16 protein-coding genes are annotated in these 17,396 nt (G+C 52.3%); 7 read left to right on the top strand and 9 right to left on the bottom strand.

Translation table 11 applies throughout. The annotated features are described in order from the left end of the window. The first annotated feature begins 346 nt into the window (after positions 1-346). Entirely contained in the window at positions 347-1,498 is a 1,152-nt protein-coding gene (locus tag ACO2Q8_RS12170; protein ID WP_423345085.1) for a sigma-54-dependent transcriptional regulator, read from the top strand. Here ACO2Q8_RS12170 and ACO2Q8_RS12165 read toward each other — a convergent pair. Further along, positions 1,495-2,577: an acyl transferase gene (locus ACO2Q8_RS12165; RefSeq protein WP_423345084.1), complete on the bottom strand. Its 1,083-nt coding sequence runs from the start codon at positions 2,575-2,577 to the stop codon at positions 1,495-1,497. The genes ACO2Q8_RS12170 and ACO2Q8_RS12165 overlap by 4 nt on opposite strands. A gap of 73 nt (positions 2,578-2,650) precedes the next feature. On the opposite strand from ACO2Q8_RS12165, the gene ACO2Q8_RS12160 reads away from it, so the two are divergent. Next, positions 2,651-3,166, top strand: coding sequence for a hypothetical protein (locus ACO2Q8_RS12160; protein WP_423345083.1), 516 nt, complete (start codon positions 2,651-2,653; stop codon positions 3,164-3,166). Between the two features lie 35 nt (positions 3,167-3,201). Here ACO2Q8_RS12160 and ACO2Q8_RS12155 read toward each other — a convergent pair whose 3' ends face one another. Beyond that, positions 3,202-4,440 carry a sensor histidine kinase gene (locus tag ACO2Q8_RS12155; RefSeq protein WP_423345082.1) on the bottom strand — a complete coding sequence of 413 codons (1,239 nt, stop codon included), beginning with the start codon at positions 4,438-4,440 and terminating at the stop codon, positions 3,202-3,204. 322 nt (positions 4,441-4,762) lie between these two features. Here ACO2Q8_RS12155 and hemA point away from each other — a divergent pair, with 322 nt between their 5' ends. After that, positions 4,763-6,076, top strand: coding sequence for a glutamyl-tRNA reductase (gene hemA, locus ACO2Q8_RS12150; RefSeq protein WP_423345081.1), 1,314 nt, complete (start codon positions 4,763-4,765; stop codon positions 6,074-6,076). A gap of 169 nt (positions 6,077-6,245) precedes the next feature. Next, on the top strand, positions 6,246-6,863 hold the full coding sequence (locus ACO2Q8_RS12145) for a DUF4230 domain-containing protein (protein ID WP_423345080.1): 618 nt from the start codon (positions 6,246-6,248) through the stop codon (positions 6,861-6,863). On the opposite strand, the gene eutC is transcribed toward ACO2Q8_RS12145, so the two are convergent. Further along, positions 6,860-7,633 (bottom strand): ethanolamine ammonia-lyase subunit EutC, encoded by a 774-nt coding sequence (gene eutC / locus ACO2Q8_RS12140; protein ID WP_423345079.1) that lies wholly within the window; start codon positions 7,631-7,633, stop codon positions 6,860-6,862. The genes ACO2Q8_RS12145 and eutC overlap by 4 nt on opposite strands. Beyond that, positions 7,630-9,009 carry an ethanolamine ammonia-lyase subunit EutB gene (locus ACO2Q8_RS12135; protein ID WP_423345078.1) on the bottom strand — a complete coding sequence of 460 codons (1,380 nt, stop codon included), beginning with the start codon at positions 9,007-9,009 and terminating at the stop codon, positions 7,630-7,632. The genes eutC and ACO2Q8_RS12135 overlap by 4 nt, the downstream gene beginning before the upstream one ends. A gap of 184 nt (positions 9,010-9,193) precedes the next feature. Between ACO2Q8_RS12135 and ACO2Q8_RS12130 the strand changes: the two genes are divergently transcribed. After that, a complete protein-coding gene (locus ACO2Q8_RS12130; RefSeq protein ID WP_423345077.1) occupies positions 9,194-9,910 on the top strand; it encodes an HAD family hydrolase in 717 nt (238 codons plus the stop codon). A 172-nt stretch (positions 9,911-10,082) separates the two neighbouring features. Continuing rightward, positions 10,083-11,225, top strand: a complete 1,143-nt coding sequence (locus ACO2Q8_RS12125) for a TIGR03364 family FAD-dependent oxidoreductase (protein WP_423345076.1) — start codon at positions 10,083-10,085, stop codon at positions 11,223-11,225. A 143-nt stretch (positions 11,226-11,368) separates the two neighbouring features. Here the strand turns inward: ACO2Q8_RS12125 and ACO2Q8_RS12120 are convergent, their stop codons facing one another. Then, complete coding sequence (locus ACO2Q8_RS12120) at positions 11,369-11,854, bottom strand: DUF5606 domain-containing protein (RefSeq protein WP_423345075.1); 486 nt, start codon at positions 11,852-11,854, stop codon at positions 11,369-11,371. A 154-nt stretch (positions 11,855-12,008) separates the two neighbouring features. Next, positions 12,009-12,629 carry a ribosome biogenesis GTP-binding protein YihA/YsxC gene (gene yihA, locus ACO2Q8_RS12115; RefSeq protein WP_423345074.1) on the bottom strand — a complete coding sequence of 207 codons (621 nt, stop codon included), beginning with the start codon at positions 12,627-12,629 and terminating at the stop codon, positions 12,009-12,011. A gap of 224 nt (positions 12,630-12,853) precedes the next feature. On the opposite strand from yihA, the gene ACO2Q8_RS12110 reads away from it, so the two are divergent. Beyond that, positions 12,854-13,387, top strand: a complete 534-nt coding sequence (locus ACO2Q8_RS12110; RefSeq protein WP_423345073.1) for a thioredoxin family protein — start codon at positions 12,854-12,856, stop codon at positions 13,385-13,387. A 77-nt stretch (positions 13,388-13,464) separates the two neighbouring features. On the opposite strand, the gene ACO2Q8_RS12105 is transcribed toward ACO2Q8_RS12110, so the two are convergent. From ACO2Q8_RS12105 to ACO2Q8_RS12095, 3 genes are all read right to left on the bottom strand, one after another. Continuing rightward, positions 13,465-14,124 carry a response regulator gene (locus ACO2Q8_RS12105; RefSeq protein WP_423345072.1) on the bottom strand — a complete coding sequence of 220 codons (660 nt, stop codon included), beginning with the start codon at positions 14,122-14,124 and terminating at the stop codon, positions 13,465-13,467. A 214-nt stretch (positions 14,125-14,338) separates the two neighbouring features. Beyond that, a complete protein-coding gene (locus ACO2Q8_RS12100) occupies positions 14,339-15,631 on the bottom strand; it encodes a nucleotide sugar dehydrogenase (RefSeq protein ID WP_423345071.1) in 1,293 nt (430 codons plus the stop codon). Between the two features lie 245 nt (positions 15,632-15,876). Continuing rightward, a complete protein-coding gene (locus ACO2Q8_RS12095; RefSeq protein WP_423345070.1) occupies positions 15,877-17,337 on the bottom strand; it encodes an OmpA family protein in 1,461 nt (486 codons plus the stop codon). Between the last annotated feature and the right edge of the window lie 59 nt (positions 17,338-17,396).

The following is a 17,396-nucleotide window of genomic DNA, read 5'->3' as shown; positions in this document are numbered from 1 at the left end:
CATGCTCTGAAACTGGTGTCGTAAATTGCATTAATTTTTAGGATATATCAAGGCATTATTTAGATATTTTCTACCAACTAGCTGTCTAATTTTTATTATCCGACAATAGACTTGTATTTTATTAATGTGTAGCCATGACGCGATTCATTCGACATCGATCCGTTACAGGGCGTGTTTACCGATTTTGAACCCGTTTCTTTTTCTTTCTTGCCGAATTCGATTTAAAAAACAAAGACGTCACTTGCTTATTGAAATCCCTTTCTATTACTTTCCACTTAAATTCAGATTTCTATCGGTTATTTCCCGGACAAGTAACTGTAGTTATAATATAAGTAACACTGATTTTATGGCGAGATTGATCATCGTTGACGATGAAAAAAGTATCCGGGATGCCCTTCGCGACATTCTGGAGTATGAGGGGTACGAGGTTGACGAAGCAAAGGATGGAGAGGAAGGGCTAGAGCTGATCAAACAAAACAGCTACGACGTGGCACTGTGCGACATCAAGATGCCCAAGATGGACGGCCTCGAACTGCTGCTGAAAGCCGCCGAAGTGGGAAAAGGAACGCAGTTTATCATGATTTCCGCCTACGGGAACGTCGAAAATGCCGTCGAAGCCACCAAGCGGGGCGCTTTTGACTTCATCATCAAACCCCCCGATCTGAATCGCCTGCTGGTGACGGTGCGCAACGCCATTGAAAAAGCCAAGCTGGTGATGGAAACCAAAACCCTGAAGCGACGAATCTACAAACTCAACGAGATTGTAGGTGATTCGGAGCCGATTCGTCGGGTTAAGGAAACCATCGAGCGCGTTGCGCCCACCGAAGCCCGGGTGCTGATTACGGGTCCCAACGGTTCCGGCAAAGAAATGGTGGCCAAACAGATTCACGAAAAGGGAAGCCGGGCCGTCATGCCGCTGATTGAGGTGAACTGCGCAGCCATTCCGAGCGAACTAATTGAAAGTGAACTCTTTGGACACGAAAAAGGCGCATTCACCGGCGCTACGGCTCGCCGGGCGGGCAAGTTCGAACAGGCCGACGGTGGCACGCTCTTTCTGGATGAAATCGGCGACATGAGCCTGTCGGCCCAGGCCAAGGTGTTACGCGCTTTGCAGGAAAACAAAATCACCCGGGTTGGCGGTGATAAGGAAATAAAAATCAATGTGCGGGTCATCGCTGCCACAAACAAAGATCTCCGGAAAGAAATCCAGGAAGGGAACTTCCGCGAAGACTTGTTTCACCGCCTGAGTGTCATCCGGATTCACGTTCCGCCCCTGGCCGACCGGCGGGAAGACGTGTCGCTGCTGGCAGAGAAGTTTCTGCACGACATTGCCGAAGAGTATGGCGCCCCGACGAAAGAAATTACCCCCGACGCCATGGCTTACCTTCAGACGTTGCCCTGGACCGGGAACGTCCGGGAACTACGGAATGTCGTTGAACGACTGGTAATCTTATGTGGAGACCAAATTACGCGCTATGACGTAGAAACCTACGCTTAAGGTACCATCAGATTACAGCCCCGAATATCCGAATTGTCAAACCGTCCGATGATCCGAAAGGCATCGGGCGTGCTTTTTTCGTACTGGCCTAAATCCTGCGTTTCGATAAAACTACAGGAATCCAGATTGGCCAGGTCGATCACATTGATGCCACCCGTCGCTCTAACCATCTCTCCCGACGCGGCTACGCGCTCGTCCGGTGCCGGGTAAAGGTGAAAAGGGTCGTTTACATCGCGGAGCCGAATTCGCAGTGTTGGTGACATCCGGAAAACGCCCCCGCCCGTCGAATAGGCCTGCGACAGCAATTCGGTCATACCGTATTCGGAATGAATAGCCGAGACTCCGAGCCGATTCATCAAAATGTCGTGGACTTCTTCGCGCAGCAATTCCTGCCGACGGCCTTTCATGCCACCGGTTTCCATCACAATCAGCCGGGGAATCTGGCGCAGAAACGAGAAATCGGTGTCCGATTCAGCCCAGTCGAGCAGCCCGAAGGTGACGCCGATGAGCAATACGCTGCGGTCAGGTTCCGGATGGGTGGCCAGTTGGCGTAAGGTAGCGGTCAGTTCGTCGGTATTCCGCAGAAAAAAACCCGACCGATCGGAGCCGGTTTTTTCAATAAACCGCTGAACCATATACACCAACGACGAGTTATTTCGTTCAAGATAAGACGGCAGCAACGCCAAAATATGGAAGCATTCGAGTGGCCCGTAAACCCGCTCAAACAACGCCTGACTGACCTGATCATACAAAGCGGGGTCCGGCACATGGTGGCGGCTGGTGGTGGCTCCGGTTGTGCCGCTGCTCTCGAACGTCAGCAAGTCGGACGTCGATTCCGTTGGTTGGGTCAGAATGGGATGATTCTTGAAAAATGCAATTGGCAGAAACGGAATTTGCCCAATGGTTTGTATCTTTTCAGGCTCAACCCTCAAATATTGCAGGTATTGCGCATAAACCGGGTTGTACCGTGCCTGGTACCGAAAAACGTCCAGGGCGACCGATTCGAAAGCCGATCCGCCGGTGGCGGCAAGCTGCACGATGCGGTTTCGAAGTTCCTGGCGAATACTGGAAAGTAACAAATTGATTCAAAAATAGGCTTGTTCAGGCAAGCCTGGTGAATAACGAACTGGTAACGATTAGTTGATTAACACGATGTCTACGCGATTTATTCGGAAAGGTCTATTTTTTTTCGGGATAGCCGGCCTGCTGGTCGGGTGTCTGGAACCGCCTGATTTTAGCGATACACCCGAAATTAGTTCGCCTTCGGTGAATTCCTTCCCCGCTTTCGACGATTTTTCACAGGTTCCGAAGGATTCGGTGGTGATTTCGGTGCGGTTTCAGGATGGCGACGGCGACCTGGGTGCTTCGACCGAAGAGCGGGATACCGCTAAATACATCGGCTGGGGTAACTACGAGTTGAAAACGTATCGGCTGGTGAATGGCCGGTTTGAATACGTTCCGCTGCCGGTTTTAGACCGCCTTTTTTTCCCCCGGCTAAAACCGGACGACAAGGGCAGCCCATTGGAAGGGACGCTGGATTTTTCGCAGAGCTTTCTACGTTCCCGCAACGCCCGGATGACGCCGGTTAAGTTCACGATCCGGATTCGCGACCGCAAGCTCAACGTGAGCAATGTGGTTGAAACCGACACGATTTCGGTGCCTTTGTAAGTAGAACCTTTACTAAAACCGTAAAAAGCGCCCCGTCAGGCGCTTTTTACGGTTTTTTCACCTTTCACCACCACCCCTTCATTCACGACGTTTTCTTTCAGCAGAATACGGAACGTAGTCCCCCGGCCGACTTCCGAGTTTTTGACAAACAGCCGCCCGTCATGGTATTCCTCAATGATCCGTTTAGCCAGCGTCAGGCCCAAGCCCCAGCCCCGTTTTTTGGTGCTATAGCCCGGATTAAACACTTTTTGCAGGTTCTTCTTGCTGATGCCTTTGCCGGTATCGGTGATGTCGATAGCAATCTCGTTATTCGGTAGCGGCAACAACCGGATGGTCAGGCTACCGACCCCACTCATGGCATCGACGGCATTCTTGCAGATGTTTTCAATCACCCATTCAAAGAGCAACTTATTGATCTTCACCTCTTTGCCGTCAACCAGAAAGTTTTCGACGTGCATCTTTACCTTGGTCGAAATCCGTTTTTCGAGGTAAGCGATAAATTGCAGAACGGTTTCTGAAATATTTTCGCTTTTCAGGGTCGGAATCGAACCGATGCTCGAAAACCGGGCCGCGATGGTTTCGAGCCGTTTGACATCTTTTTCGATCTCATCGGTAATCGAACCATCCACGGCCGGGTCGGTCCGGAAGTACTCTACCCAGGCCATCAGCGACGACAGGGGCGTACCCAACTGGTGGGCGGTTTCCTTCGCCAACCCCACCCAGACCCGGTTTTGCTCCGCCCGCCGGGCCGAACTGAACGCCAGATAAGCCAGAAAACCGAGCGTGATCATCACCGCCAGTTGGACATACGGAAAAAACCGGAGTTGAAGCAGCAGCGAGGAGTTGTGGTAGTAGATAAAAGCCAGGCTGTTGTCTTCGCGCTCCATCACAATGGGCTTGTGCTCGGCTTTCATTTCTGCCAGTTCGGACGCAACTTCCTGCTCTTTTTCTTCCTTTGAAATACCCGCTTCAAATTCAAGATTATCCACGATTACGACATCTTTTTCATCCACAATGATGGTTGGCACGTGGTTCGCCTTGTTGGCAAAAATGATCTCTTTGGTGATGAACGTCAGGTCTTCATTCGCATCCTGATTGTAGACGTTAAACAGCGCTTTGGCATACAACCGGACCGAGCTTTCTTCGCGGGCTTCGAGCTTCTCAACCAGGCGGTTGGTATATAGCAACGAGGCCGTCCCGACCAGCAGCAAATTCAGGGCAACGACAATCTTCAGCGTATTCCGCTGACCATAAATATCCAATGATTTTAACATACTCGTCGGTTTCAGGCAACCCCGCAGCGGCTTTTCCCGTCTTCCTGAAAAGGATCAGCCGATGGGCTGATAATCATCAGAATAGCCAACCAGACAGCGGGTTAACTTCGCATGAATTTACGTCATAACGCTCAATTCTGGCAATTCAATGCACGGAATTCCCGTCTCACCGGAATAAACTTGGAAATAGGATCTTACGGAGAGAACTTTGTTACAGTTTATAGCGGTTCTAAATAAGTAACCAGTAAACTGAATCTCGACCAACAGTGTTTTCTGATAGAGAATTGTATCGTAATTTTGGGCATTATTTTGAATAGTAGCAATGCACGATTTCTTTAAGTCAATTAGCCTTTCTCACAAAACCGCGCCCCTGGCCGTCCGGGAGCTAATTGCATTAAACGAAGACGAGTCCAAGCAGTTTCTGATCAAGCTCCGCGAGTTCTTCGGAGCCACGGAATCGCTGGTCATCTCGACCTGCAACCGTACGGAGGTTTATTACACCTCTTCCCAAAACCTGAATCAGGATATTGCCCGTCTGCTGCTCGCCGAGAAAGGCATCACGTCGACGGACGATTACCTCCCGTATTTTCACTTTTTCGATACCCAGGCCGCAGCCGTCCGGCACTTGTTTGAAGTCTGCACCGGGCTGCACTCGCAGGTTGTGGGCGATATGCAAATTCCGAATCAGGTCAAACAGGCCTACCAGTGGTCGGCCGACCTCGACATGGCGGGGCCGTTCCTGCACCGGTTGATGCACACGATCTTCTTCACCAACAAACGGGTAGCGCAGGAAACCAGCTTCCGCGACGGAGCCGCTTCGGTTTCGTATGCCGCCGTTGAGTTGATCGAAGAACTGGTGGGCGCCAGCGGTTGCCCCCACATGGCCGAATACGGCCCGGCAAATCCGTCGATTCTGGTCGTTGGCCTGGGCGAAATTGGCGCGGACATCTGCGAAAACCTCGCGGCCCGCAAAATGACCCAAATTACGCTCTGCAACCGAACCCGTTCCAAAGCCGATGCCCTGGCGCAGAAACACGGTTTTCGCGTCGCCGACTTTGCTAACCTGACGGACGAGATTGCCAAAGCCGATGTAATTATTTCGTCGGTTCTGGTTGAAAAACCGCTTATTACCCCCGAATTGCTGTCAGGCTTAAATTCCCTGACCTTCAAATATTTCTTTGATCTGTCAGTTCCCCGGAGCGTCGATGTCAACATCGAGCAGGTGCCGGGTGTGCTGCTGTACAACATCGACCACATCCGCAACCGGGCCGACGAAGCCCTGAGCCGCCGGATGGCGTCGATTCCGCAGGTGGAAGCCATCATCGATCAATCCATTGCCGAATTCAACGACTGGTCGCGCGAGATGATCGTGTCACCCACGATCAATAAGTTCAAAAATGCGCTGGAGCAGATTCGGAAAGAGGAAATTGCCCGTCACTTGAAAAACATGACGGCCGAGGAGTCGGAAAAAGTGGAGAAGATTACGCGCAGCATTATGCAGAAAATCATGAAAGCGCCGGTTTTGCAACTGAAAGCCGCCTGCAAACGGGGCGAAGCCGACACACTCATCGATGTTCTGACGGATTTATTCGACCTGGAAAAACAGCCGGTCGATAACTCCCAACATTTTCACTAACCTATGATGAATCAAGTTCCGAGGTCCCAAACTAAGCGATTGGTTTGGGATTTTTCGTTCGTCCGTACTCACGGACTTTAGTCCGTGTTTTGGGAGTTTTTCGCTCAGAATGTTTATACTAACTCACACGGACTAAAGCCTGCGCGGCCCGGTCCGTGGGTACGAAAAGATGACTCGTTTTATCAACTCCCTGCTGCGTTTTTTTCTGATCATCCTGCTGGTGGTCGGCCTGGTATTCTTTTGGGAACAGGTTCGGAACTGGTCGGTTTTCAGCGGACTGCGAAAACCGGAACAAACCACGCAAACCGTTGTCTTGCAGGAAGTGACGGAATTAGGAAAGCTGGAACTGGTCAAATACCGCTTCAAAGACATTGTTGAGCATCAGTTGGTGCGCGAATGGCTGCCCAACCCCAAAGCCGTGCTGATCGTGGAAGGCGAAGCCATTGGCTGCCTCGACCTGACTAAAATCACGGCCGACGACATCATCGCCGAGGGCGACAGCCTGATCGTCCACCTGCCCGATCCGGAAATCTGTTCGTACAAAATCGACCACCGGCGCTCGCGGGTGTTCAATACCGAATACGCTTTTTTTGAAGAAGCGCAACTGGTCAGCGAAGCCTACCGCCGGGCCGAAAGTCAGATCCGGCAGTCGGCGCAGAACAGCGGGATACTTGAACAAACCCGCCAGAATGCCGACAAAATCCTGAAACCGATGCTGGAACGCATTTCCGGCAAGAAAGTCTTCCTGACAACGCGCCTGAAAGCCACCTTACCGCCCCTGCGTTAAGGCGTCAGCAAATTATCATCGAATTCGTCCTTCAGTTGAACGCCCGACAACCGCCGGTTTTTCATCTCGGTCAGCAAATAGAGCAGTTTTTGCACGGCCGCTTCGTACGGCAGGCCTTCCGGCCGGATGTTGGAAATGCAGTTCCGGGCTTCGTCGGTCAGACCCGGTTTTGGGCCAAACGTCAGGTACGCACCCAGGCTGTCGGGCGAAGTCAGGCCCGGCCGCTCACCGATCAACACAACGACGGTTTCGGCGTTCAGCGCATGGCCGATTTCGTCGCCAATCGCCACCCGGCCCTGTTCTACCACGCACAACGGCGCCAGCGACCAGCCCAGTTTCCGAATCGCTTCGGCCAGCCCGCTCACCACCGCGACGGCATGGCGGTTGATGGCCGTGGCCGACAACCCATCGGCAATTACTACGCACAGGTCAAACTGTTTCTCATCGGCGTCGTTGGTAAAACCGGCCAAAACCGTCCGGCTGACGTCGTTCAGCCTGCGACCCCAATCCGGTCGTTGCAGGTACTGCGTTCGGTCGGCGGCCTGGCTGTGCAAGCGCAAAACCGGTGCCTGAATGGTTTCCAGGCTGGTCAATAATTCGTCCCCGCTTAAACCGGAATACACCGCATCGCGGGCGCGGGCGTGGTCGAGCTGGAAAGCGAGCAGGGCGCGGGTGGGTAGGCTGTGGCCGGTTCGTCCCTGCGCGATGCGGGCCGGGGTGTGGCTTTGCATAAAAGCCCAGGGATCGGGTTGGTCAGGCAGGTGGTTCATAAACCAGCAGCTTGTAAAAGACGGTGCGAGGGTTGAACCGGCAACAGTTTTCCGTCTTCGTTGATCAATTCCATCCGGAGCAACCAGGCTTCGAACTCTGGCGCGGGCCGCAACCGGCACACATCCCGCACGTACAAGGCATCGTGAAACGACGTACTCTGGTAGTGCAGCATCACGTCGTCGGCCCCCGGAATGCCCATGATGAAGTTGACGCCCGCCGTGCCGAGCAGCGTCAACAGCGTGTCCATGTCGTCCTGATCGGCCTCGGCGTGGTTTGTGTAGCAAATATCGACGCCCATCGGCAGGCCCAGCAGCTTCCCGCAGCAGTGGTCTTCCAAACCGGCCCGGATGATCTGTTTACCGTTGTACAAGTACTCCGGCCCGATAAATCCGACGACCGTGTTGACCAGCAGCGGTTCAAAAAGCCGGGCAACCGCGTAGGCCCGCACCTCGCAGGTTTGCTGATCGACGCCGTGGTGCGCATTGGCCGACAGGGCGCTCCCCTGCCCGGTTTCGAAGTATAAGGCGTTCGCTCCCACCGTTCCGCGACGCAGCGAACGGGCAGCATCAAAGCCCTCGCGCAAAACCGCCAGATTAACGCCGAACGACGCATTGACAGCTTCGGTACCGCCAATCGACTGAAATACCAGATCCACCGGTGCGCCCTGCTCGATGGCCTGAAGCGTGGTGGTGATATGGCTCAACACACACGATTGTGTCGGAATAGCGAACCGCTGCCGGATCTGGTCCATCATTTCGACCAATCGCATGACGGTCCGCACGTGATCGGTGGCGGGGTTGATGCCGATCACGGCATCGCCACTGCCGTAAAACAGGCCATCGACGATACTGGCCGCAATGCCCCGAAAATCGTCGGTGGGGTGATTGGGTTGCAGGCGCGTCGAAAACCGTCCTTTCAGCCCGATCGTGTTCCGAAACCGGGTAACCACTTCGCATTTGGCCGACACGGTTATCAAGTCCTGGTTCCGCATGAGCTTGCTCACGGCGGCCACCATTTCCGGTGTCAAACCGGCCTGCAAGCGGGCCAGGGTTTGCGTATCCACCGCATCCGAAAGCAGGTAGTTCCGAAAATCGCCAACCGTCAGGTGCCGGATTAGGGCAAACGAATCAGCGTCGTGCGTATCCAGAATCAGCCGGGTTACCTCGTCGGTTTCGTACGGTACAACGGCTTCGTTCAGGAAGGTGGTCAAGGGCAGATCGGCCAGCGCCATCTGAGCGGCCACCCGCTCCTCGGCGGTTTGAGCGGCCACGCCCGCCAGTTGATCGCCCGACCGCAGCGGGGTGGCTTTCGCCAGCAGCGTTTTCAGGTCATCGAAGCGATACGTGGTATTTCGAACGGAACTGCGATAGGCCATACAATTCAACCCGGAAAAAATAGTAGGAAACTGAGCCTAACCGTTGCCGGTTGGCTGAAAACCGGAATCTACGAAGCAGCCGCCATACCCCCAAGAAAGCGAGGAATTTAATACACCGATAACGGCCAATCAGCCCGGCTTTCGTAAGTTTGGGGTTTGATCGTCTATCCCTTCTTCCCGAAAAATGAATACATTTCAATTGGTGGTTTTCGACATGGCCGGTACCACCGTAACGGACCAGCACGAAGTCGAACAGTGTTTTGCCCAGGCGGCTTCGCAAACCGGGCTAATTGTCAGTGACGAGCGGATTCTGGCGATGCAGGGATTGGCCAAGCGGTTTGTGTTCGAAACGCTCTGGCAGGAACAACTCGGCGCTCCAACGCCCGACGAACTGAAAAACCGGGTCGATCACTCCTACCAGCTTTTCACCGAAATCCTGGAAAATCACTACCGGACGCAGCCCGTCACGCCCACCGAAGGCTGTCTGGAAACGTTTGCGTTTTTGCGGGAAAACGGCATCAAAATCGCCCTGACGACCGGTTTTTACCGCAGAGTTACGGACATAATCCTGGAAAAACTGGGCTGGCTGAACGGTCTGGACGAAAACTACCTCGGCAACGACCAGACGACCATTCAACTTTCCATCGCCAGCGACGAGGTCGAAAAAGGTCGTCCGCATCCGTTGATGATCCATAAAGCGATGCGCATCCTGAACGTTACCGATCCCAAGCGGGTGGTCAACATTGGCGATACGCCGTCCGATCTGCTCTCGGGCCAGGCCGCTGACGTCGGGCTGAACCTCGGCGTTGTCAACGGCACCCATACCCTTGCTCAATTGGCCTCCTATCCGCACGACCGGCTACTGGCTTCGCTGCGGGAGTTACCGGCGGTTTTGCAGTAGCCGGTTTTCGGTTTTCAGTACTCGGTGCTCGTTATTCAGTGTTCATTATTCGATATTCGTTGTTCGATGCTTAAATATTGAATAGCGAATAACGAACACCGAATAGCGAAGTTGTAAACGAAACACCGAAAACTGTAAACCGTACACCTTTCACCCATAACTCGATCTCCTCTTGGCTTCTTTTGACTTTATAATTATCGGTTCGGGCGTATTGGGAACGTTTCATGCGCTCCAGGCCGCCCGCGCGGGCAAGCGGGTTTTGTTGCTGGAAAAAGATAACCGGCCCGTGAGCGCCACCGTTCGGAATTTTGGGCAGGTCGTGCCTTCCGGGCTGGGCGGTCGCTGGTATCCATATGGTCGGCGCAGTCTGGAACTGTACCGGGAAATTCAGCAGGAATTTGACATTACGGTGCGGCAAAACGGCTCGGTGTACATTGCCTCCGATGCCGACGAATGGCAGTTAGCAAATGAGTTGTACGACCGACGCCGGGCCGACGATTACCCCTGCGAACTTTGGACAAAAGCGCAAACTATGGCGAAATACCCGGTTTTGCGGCCCGATTACGTCTACGGCGCGGTGGTATTTCCCGAAGAAGTGAGTGTGGAACCCGACCGCATGATTCACCGCCTGATTACCTACCTGACCACCAAATACCCGACCGTGACGTACCATAACAACACCGCCGTAGTTGGTTGTGAATCGACGGCGGGTGGGGCCAGCGTGCAACTGGCCAACGGAGAGCGGTTTCAGGCCGGAAAAGTGCTGCTGTGCAACGGCAGCGAATTTCGGTTGTTATTTCCGGATCTGTTTGCCGAAAGCGGGTTGATTGTCAGCAAGCTGCAAATGCTGCAAACCGTGCCGATGCCGGAAGTCGCCCTGCCCGGCAACATCCTGACCGGCCTGACCATCCGGCGGTACGAGTCGTTTACCGAATGTCCTTCGTTCGCCAGCCTGCAAACGCCCGCCCACCTGACTGAATTGAAAAAGTGGGGCATTCACATCCTGTTCAAACAGGCGCTCGATGGCTCAATCATCCTCGGCGACTCGCACGAATACGCTACGGCTAGGCAGACCGACGACCTCGGTTTCGACACGAAAGAGGACATCAACCACCTGATGATCGAAGAAGCCCGTCGCATCGTGACCTTCCCTATCGACCGCATCCAACGCGCCTGGGCCGGTTTTTACGCTCAGACTTCCGACGAAATTTTCGAGAAAGATCTGGAAAACATCCACATCATCACCGGCATCGGCGGCAAAGGCATGACGTCCAGCGCCGGTTTTTCGGAAGAGAACATGCGGAAGTGGTTGTAAAAAAGACATGAGACAAAAGAATAAGACCTTGCTTCTTTTTCTCATGTCTCTTGTCACCCGTCTTTTCTCTCCAAAAATTAAAAAAAGCAGGAAAGCCAAAGGCCAGTTCCTGCTTTTTCAATTTTACTGAAAATGGAAAATCGTTATGCTTTCTCTTCCGGGGCTTCAATCGCATTGGAGGGCGTTTCAGCTTCCGGGGCGCTAGCTTCGGGCGTTTCTTCGGCTTTCGTTTCAAACGCTTCCGGCAGGTATTTCCGTAAAATAATATACCAACTCAACATCTTTTTCACATCCGACATATGCACGCGGTCGCGGTCGTATTCCGGTACGACTTCGGCGATGAAATCGGCCAGTTCGTCATTCGAAGCTGACTTGGGCGTGATGGGCAACTCGTCGGCGTATTTTTCGTAAATCGCCAGAAACACATCACCCAGCGGCTTCGACTGCTCCTCGTTGTCCGTATAAATCGAAATGTCTTTCAGGACCGAAACCCGGGCGGTGGGGCCAATCATCGACTTTTCTTTCTTCTCGTCGAGGGCTTCCACAATCACGCCGGCCCGGCTGGGTTTTACAATCCGAAAAAGGCCGCCTTTTCCGGCAATATTTGCAATTTCTTTCAGCGCTTCCATGCTGCTTGTTTAATGGGTAACGGTCGATTTAAGTTGGTTATTGCCACTTTTTTCAAAAAACTGAACGGCAAAGATACGGTTTCTCTCCCGGCAATGGTAAAAACCGCGCAGATTTAGCCTGTTTTTTCCGCCGTTCCTTTTTTGAAAAACCGGCTTATTTTTTCGGATCGAGCTGCCCCTCGTATTCCCGATTGAGCTGGTCGATATACCCCAGAATCTCTTCCCGGCCCCGGTTGCTCACCGACGACGAGATGAACATCGGCGGCAGTTCCGACCAGGTTTTCAGCAAGGTCTGTCGGTAGTTTTTGACCATTTGCTGGATGGCGTTCGTGCTGCTTTTCTCAGTTTTGGTGAAGATGATGGCAAACGGTAATCCGCGTTCGCCCATTCGTTCCATAAATTCGAGGTCGATGCGCTGCGGATCAATCCGACCGTCGACCAGCACGAAGGTACAGATCAGGTTGGAGCGGTTGGTGAGGTAACTGTCGATCATTTTTTCCCACTTTTCGCGCTCACGCTGGGGCGCCTTGGCAAAACCGTAGCCCGGCAAATCGACCAGATACCACTCATTGTTGATCAGAAAGTGGTTGATCAACTGGGTTTTTCCGGGCGTTTGCGAGGTTTTTGCCAGCTTGTGCCGGGTTGTCAGCATGTTGATGAGCGACGATTTTCCGACATTCGAGCGCCCGATAAAGGCGTATTCGGGCCGATCCGGTTTGGGACACCGGGCCGGATCGGAATTGCTCATGACGAACTCTGCTTGTTTTACTTCCATACGATGTAGTAGCCGGTTTTAGAACCGGTTTCCGACCGCAAAGTTCGTAAAGTTTCGAGAAGAGTATCACACCCGCCGGAAAATGGTCACACGGCACGCGTCGAAATCGTTATTTTTGCTTAAAATTGTACAGGAATTCGGGGTTTATCCGGTAATTTTCAGCCGGTGGAAACAAATCGGGCGAAGTTCCTCGTTATAATGTCATTATAATCGACTCTTGTGCCATGAAGAAAGTACGTTTAATGTCTCTGGTCGGGGTACTGGCCCTGTTATCCATCGCCTGCAATACCCAAAGCGAATCGAAAGACGCAGCTACCAGCGAAACCGAAACCAGCGCCCTGGCGGTGAATGAATCAACGCCCGAAGCGCCGGAAACAGAAATGCCGGCCACCGGCAACGAGCCCGGTATTCAGTTCTCGGAAGCGTCCTGGAAGGCTCACCTGGCCAAGGCCAAAGCCGAGAAAAAAATCATCTTCCTCGACGCCTACACAAGCTGGTGCGGCCCCTGTAAGCTACTGCAAAAGAACGTTTTCACGCAAAAAGAAGTGGGTGATCTTTTCAACAAGGAGTTCATTAATGTGAAGATCGACATGGAAAAAGGCGAAGGTCCTGAGCTCGCCATGCAGTATCCGCTGGAAGGATATCCTACACTGCTGTTCATCGATGGCGACGGGAAAGTAGTCCGGAAAGTACTTGGCTACCAAACGCCGGAGCAACTGCTGGCGATCGGGAAAGATGTGAAGGGCGGGAAGATATAAGCGTATTCAGCCATAAAAGAAAACCGCAACGGAATCGCTGCGGTTTTTTAGTTGGTGTGAATCATAGTAAAAGGTACTCAAATTAGCCGGTAATAGGAGGCTAAATCCTTCATAACAACTACATTGTCGACTTTCAGCTTTTCGAAAATCCGGGCTTTATGCGTTCCTACGGTAGACGTGTGAATGTTCAGGGCGTCAGCGATATGGCTTACGGATTTTCCCCTCACCAGATGATAGGCAATTTCCAGCTCCCGGTTTGAAAGCAAGCCAAAGGGATCTAGCTCCTGGTGGAAGTGATTATCATTGACCATTTGTTCCAGTAGCTCATGCTGGATGTACTGCTTTCCCAACAGAATCGCGTGGATGGCGCTCAGGATTTCATCGTCCTCGGCCTGTTTGCTGACATATCCTTTCACCCCCGACTGCAAATACCGTTTGGCAAAAGCGTATTCGGTCATGATCGTAAAAATCATGATGGGCAAATCCGGGGTTATTGCGCGGATGTTTTGCAGCAGACTGAACGTATCGGTATTGGGCATATTGATGTCCATAACAACCAGGTCATACCCCTGCGCGATAATCTGACCGAAGGCGGTACTGCCATTTTTCGCTTCATGGACTTCCAAAGTGCTATATCGTTCTTTTAACAATAACCGGATGCCCGAACGCACAATGGAATGATCATCAACAATAAGGATACGGCGTACGGTTTTGTCTGGCTTGCTTGACTGACGCATCGTTCAAGGGTCAAATCCTTTGGAAATAAAAATATTGTGCACAAACAAACGACTGTAAACACAGGTAGAAACAGCTTGCAGTAAGTGTCCCTTATTGAGACGCAGAAGAATACCAAATGTAACAGTCGGTCGGGTTATTTTTCTTCCAAGTATTGTCGTACAATCAGAAAAGACCCGACATAAGGATATTGCCTGTAAAACCATATGTGATGGACTACATCCGCCAGTATTCAACCCCTTCGGTTTCTGCACCGGAAAACAATCCTTTCAAATCCAGCAGAATGGGGTTTCCGTTCATGATCGACCGGAAGTAGGCAATGTCAAGCTTTTTATAGGCATCGTGCGCTACGGCCATCACTACGGCATCGTACTGGCTTGAGGGTGAGTCCATCAGCGTCAGGTTGTACTCGTGAGCAACCTCGTTCGGCGATGCGTGCTCATCGACAATGTGCACATTGACCGAGTATTTCATCAATTCCCGCACCAGATCCGCCACCTTGGAGTTGCGGATATCCGATACGTTTTCTTTGAACGTGATGCCCATCACCAGCACTTTCGTCTGCTGGGGCGCTTTGCCCTTTTTGATGAGCATCTGAACCAGCTTGGTCGCGATATAGGCTGGCATGCCGTCGTTGATCCGCCGACCGCTGTGAATGACCTGCGGATCGTAGCCCAGTTGGCGGGCTTTGTACAGCAGGTAATACGGATCGACGCCAATGCAATGGCCGCCCACAAGCCCCGGCGTGAATTTCAGGAAGTTCCACTTCGTCCCGGCGGCCTTGATGACTTCCTGCGTGTCAATATTCATTTTGTCAAAAATGATCGACAGTTCGTTCATCAGCGAGATATTCAGGTCGCGCTGCGTGTTCTCGATCACCTTGGCGGCTTCGGCAACTTTAATGGTCGGCGCTTTGTAAATACCGGCCCGGATAATACTGCCGTAAACGGCGGCAATTTCCTCCAGCGCTTCGGCGTCGCTACCCGAGACAATTTTCAGGATGGTTGTCAGGGTGCGTTCCTTATCGCCGGGGTTAATCCGTTCGGGTGAATAGCCTATTTTAAAGTCAACGCCCAGATTCAGGCCCGACTGTTGTTCCAGAATAGGCAGGCAGTCTTCTTCCGTACACCCCGGATAAACGGTCGATTCATACACAACGTAATCCCCCGGTTTCAGCACCTTCCCAACGGTTTCGGATGCCCGTTGCAGCGGTTTCAGATCCGGCACTTTGTAATCGTCGACGGGTGTCGGGACAGCTACAACGTAAAAATGCGCCTGGCGCAACGACTCCAGGTCGTCGGTAAAGGTAATGTCACAGCCTTCGAAGGCTTCCGGGCTCAATTCGTGTGAAGGGTCCTCTCCTCTCCGCATCATGGCAACGCGCGCGGGGTTGATGTCGAAACCGATGACTTTGAACTGCCGGGCAAACTCCAGCGCGATGGGTAAACCAACATACCCTAAACCGATGACAGCAATTTGTTTTTGTTTTTGTTTTAATTCTTCGTACACTTTTTAGCGCATTAAAAGACCGATGATCGTTCCTGATCCTGTTTTAATTGCCTATCGTCTCCGACATAGAGGCACTTATTGTGCTCGTTTTGTTTCTGTCAGCAAATATATACTCCTCGGCACAAAACCAACTATTTCGCGAAATTATACGATCATTCTCAGACAAAACAGTAATTATAAGACGCAAAAAGCCCCGGCAGGTTACACCTCCGGGGCTTTTTAGACTATGAAATTCTAGAATTCGGTTACGGAACCAGGCGCAGTTCAACCCGACGGTTTTTCGTCAGACCCGCCCGCGAGTTATCGCCGATGGGTTTGAAAGAACCGAAGTAGTCGATAATGATCCGGTTCGGATCGTTCAGACCTTGTTTCACGAGGTAGTTTTTAACAGCCTCGACCCGGCGACGCGACAGCGCGATGTTGTACCGATCGGATGCCCGACGGTCGGCGTGGCCCGACAGTTGCAGACGGCACTGCGTTTTGTTCAGTAACTCAACCACCTTGTTCAGCATGTCGTAGAACTGCGGTTTGATGATATTTTTATCCGTATCGAACGTCACGTTCGTCAGGATTTCGGCACAGGCGATGCCCGGCAGCGCGGCACTCACGTACTTGTCGAAGTCGATGGCTTCACCGGCACCGGAGACGATGCTACCGGCGGGCGTATTCGGTTGGCGATCGAAGTAGTCAGAAACCCCGTCATTATCCGTATCCATCAACAGTTTCGGATCGATGTCTTTCGGACGGTTGGCCTTAGCAACGGAGTCGATTTGCTCCAGCGTCAGGATAACCGGTGGTTTGATCAGGTTCTTCGGATCGGTCCAGCGCAGGTGGTACGTCCCTTTCGTCGTATCGTATTCATACTTGCCATTCACTTTCTGAACTTTGATGGCATTTTTACCCAGTTTATAAGTTACCGAAACGGCAGCATAACCCAGTTTATCCAAGCTCGACTCTCCTCTGCGTTCGAACGGGTTGTCGAACTGGCCCCGGCTACCGAAACCGTCGAAATAGCTGGAACTGTTACCACCGATGGTCGCATCCAGACGGTCCGTATTGACGTTTGTAAACCGGAAATCCAGACCCAGATCAAACCGGGAGCTCAGTTCGTAGTTTACGGCAACACCAACGGGGATAGCCCAGTCTTTTTCGTATTTGGCTTCGCGCAGAATGCCGTCACCATTGTTGGTTTTGGTCCAGCGACGAACGCGGCCGGTTCCCAGCTCGTAAGCCGTCGACTTGAAGAAAACCACACCAATACCTGTGTAGGCGTCGATCTTCCACCGCTTCATTTTATTGATTCCAAACAACAGACTTTTCAGGTTGACACTTCCCGTCAAATCGGTTTGGATGAAGTTGGAGCGGAAGTAGGAGTAATAGAGCCGACGTTTCATCCCGACCAGGTTACCAAACTGGCCATCGAGCTGGAGGCCGAAGAGGTGCGACAACTGTTTGCCGACGGCTACTCCGAAAAACGCTGATTTCCGTTCGTTATAGCTGTCAAAACTGGTTTTTGCGACCGGGTAGAAGTCATATTCCCGCAGGTCTCCAAAGAACTGAGTGGGTCCACCCATGACAGAAACCGACCAGGTGTTCAATTTGGCGGGACCTTCATACGAGGCTTTCGGGTTATACTGGGCGCTGGCACCTGTCGCTGCCAAAAGAGCCAGTCCCATCGCCCTTACGAACAGGGATACTTTTTTCATACTTATCAGGTTATTGTTTGACAGTTAATAAACCATTGAGTGTGGTGAAACAACGTTTT

Origin of the sequence: Larkinella sp. VNQ87 (genome assembly GCF_049445795.1) — a bacterium.
Lineage (GTDB): Bacteria > Bacteroidota > Bacteroidia > Cytophagales > Spirosomataceae > Larkinella.
The sequence above is the reverse complement of the archived record's forward strand: the minus strand, read 5'-3'. Positions and strand labels throughout refer to the sequence as shown.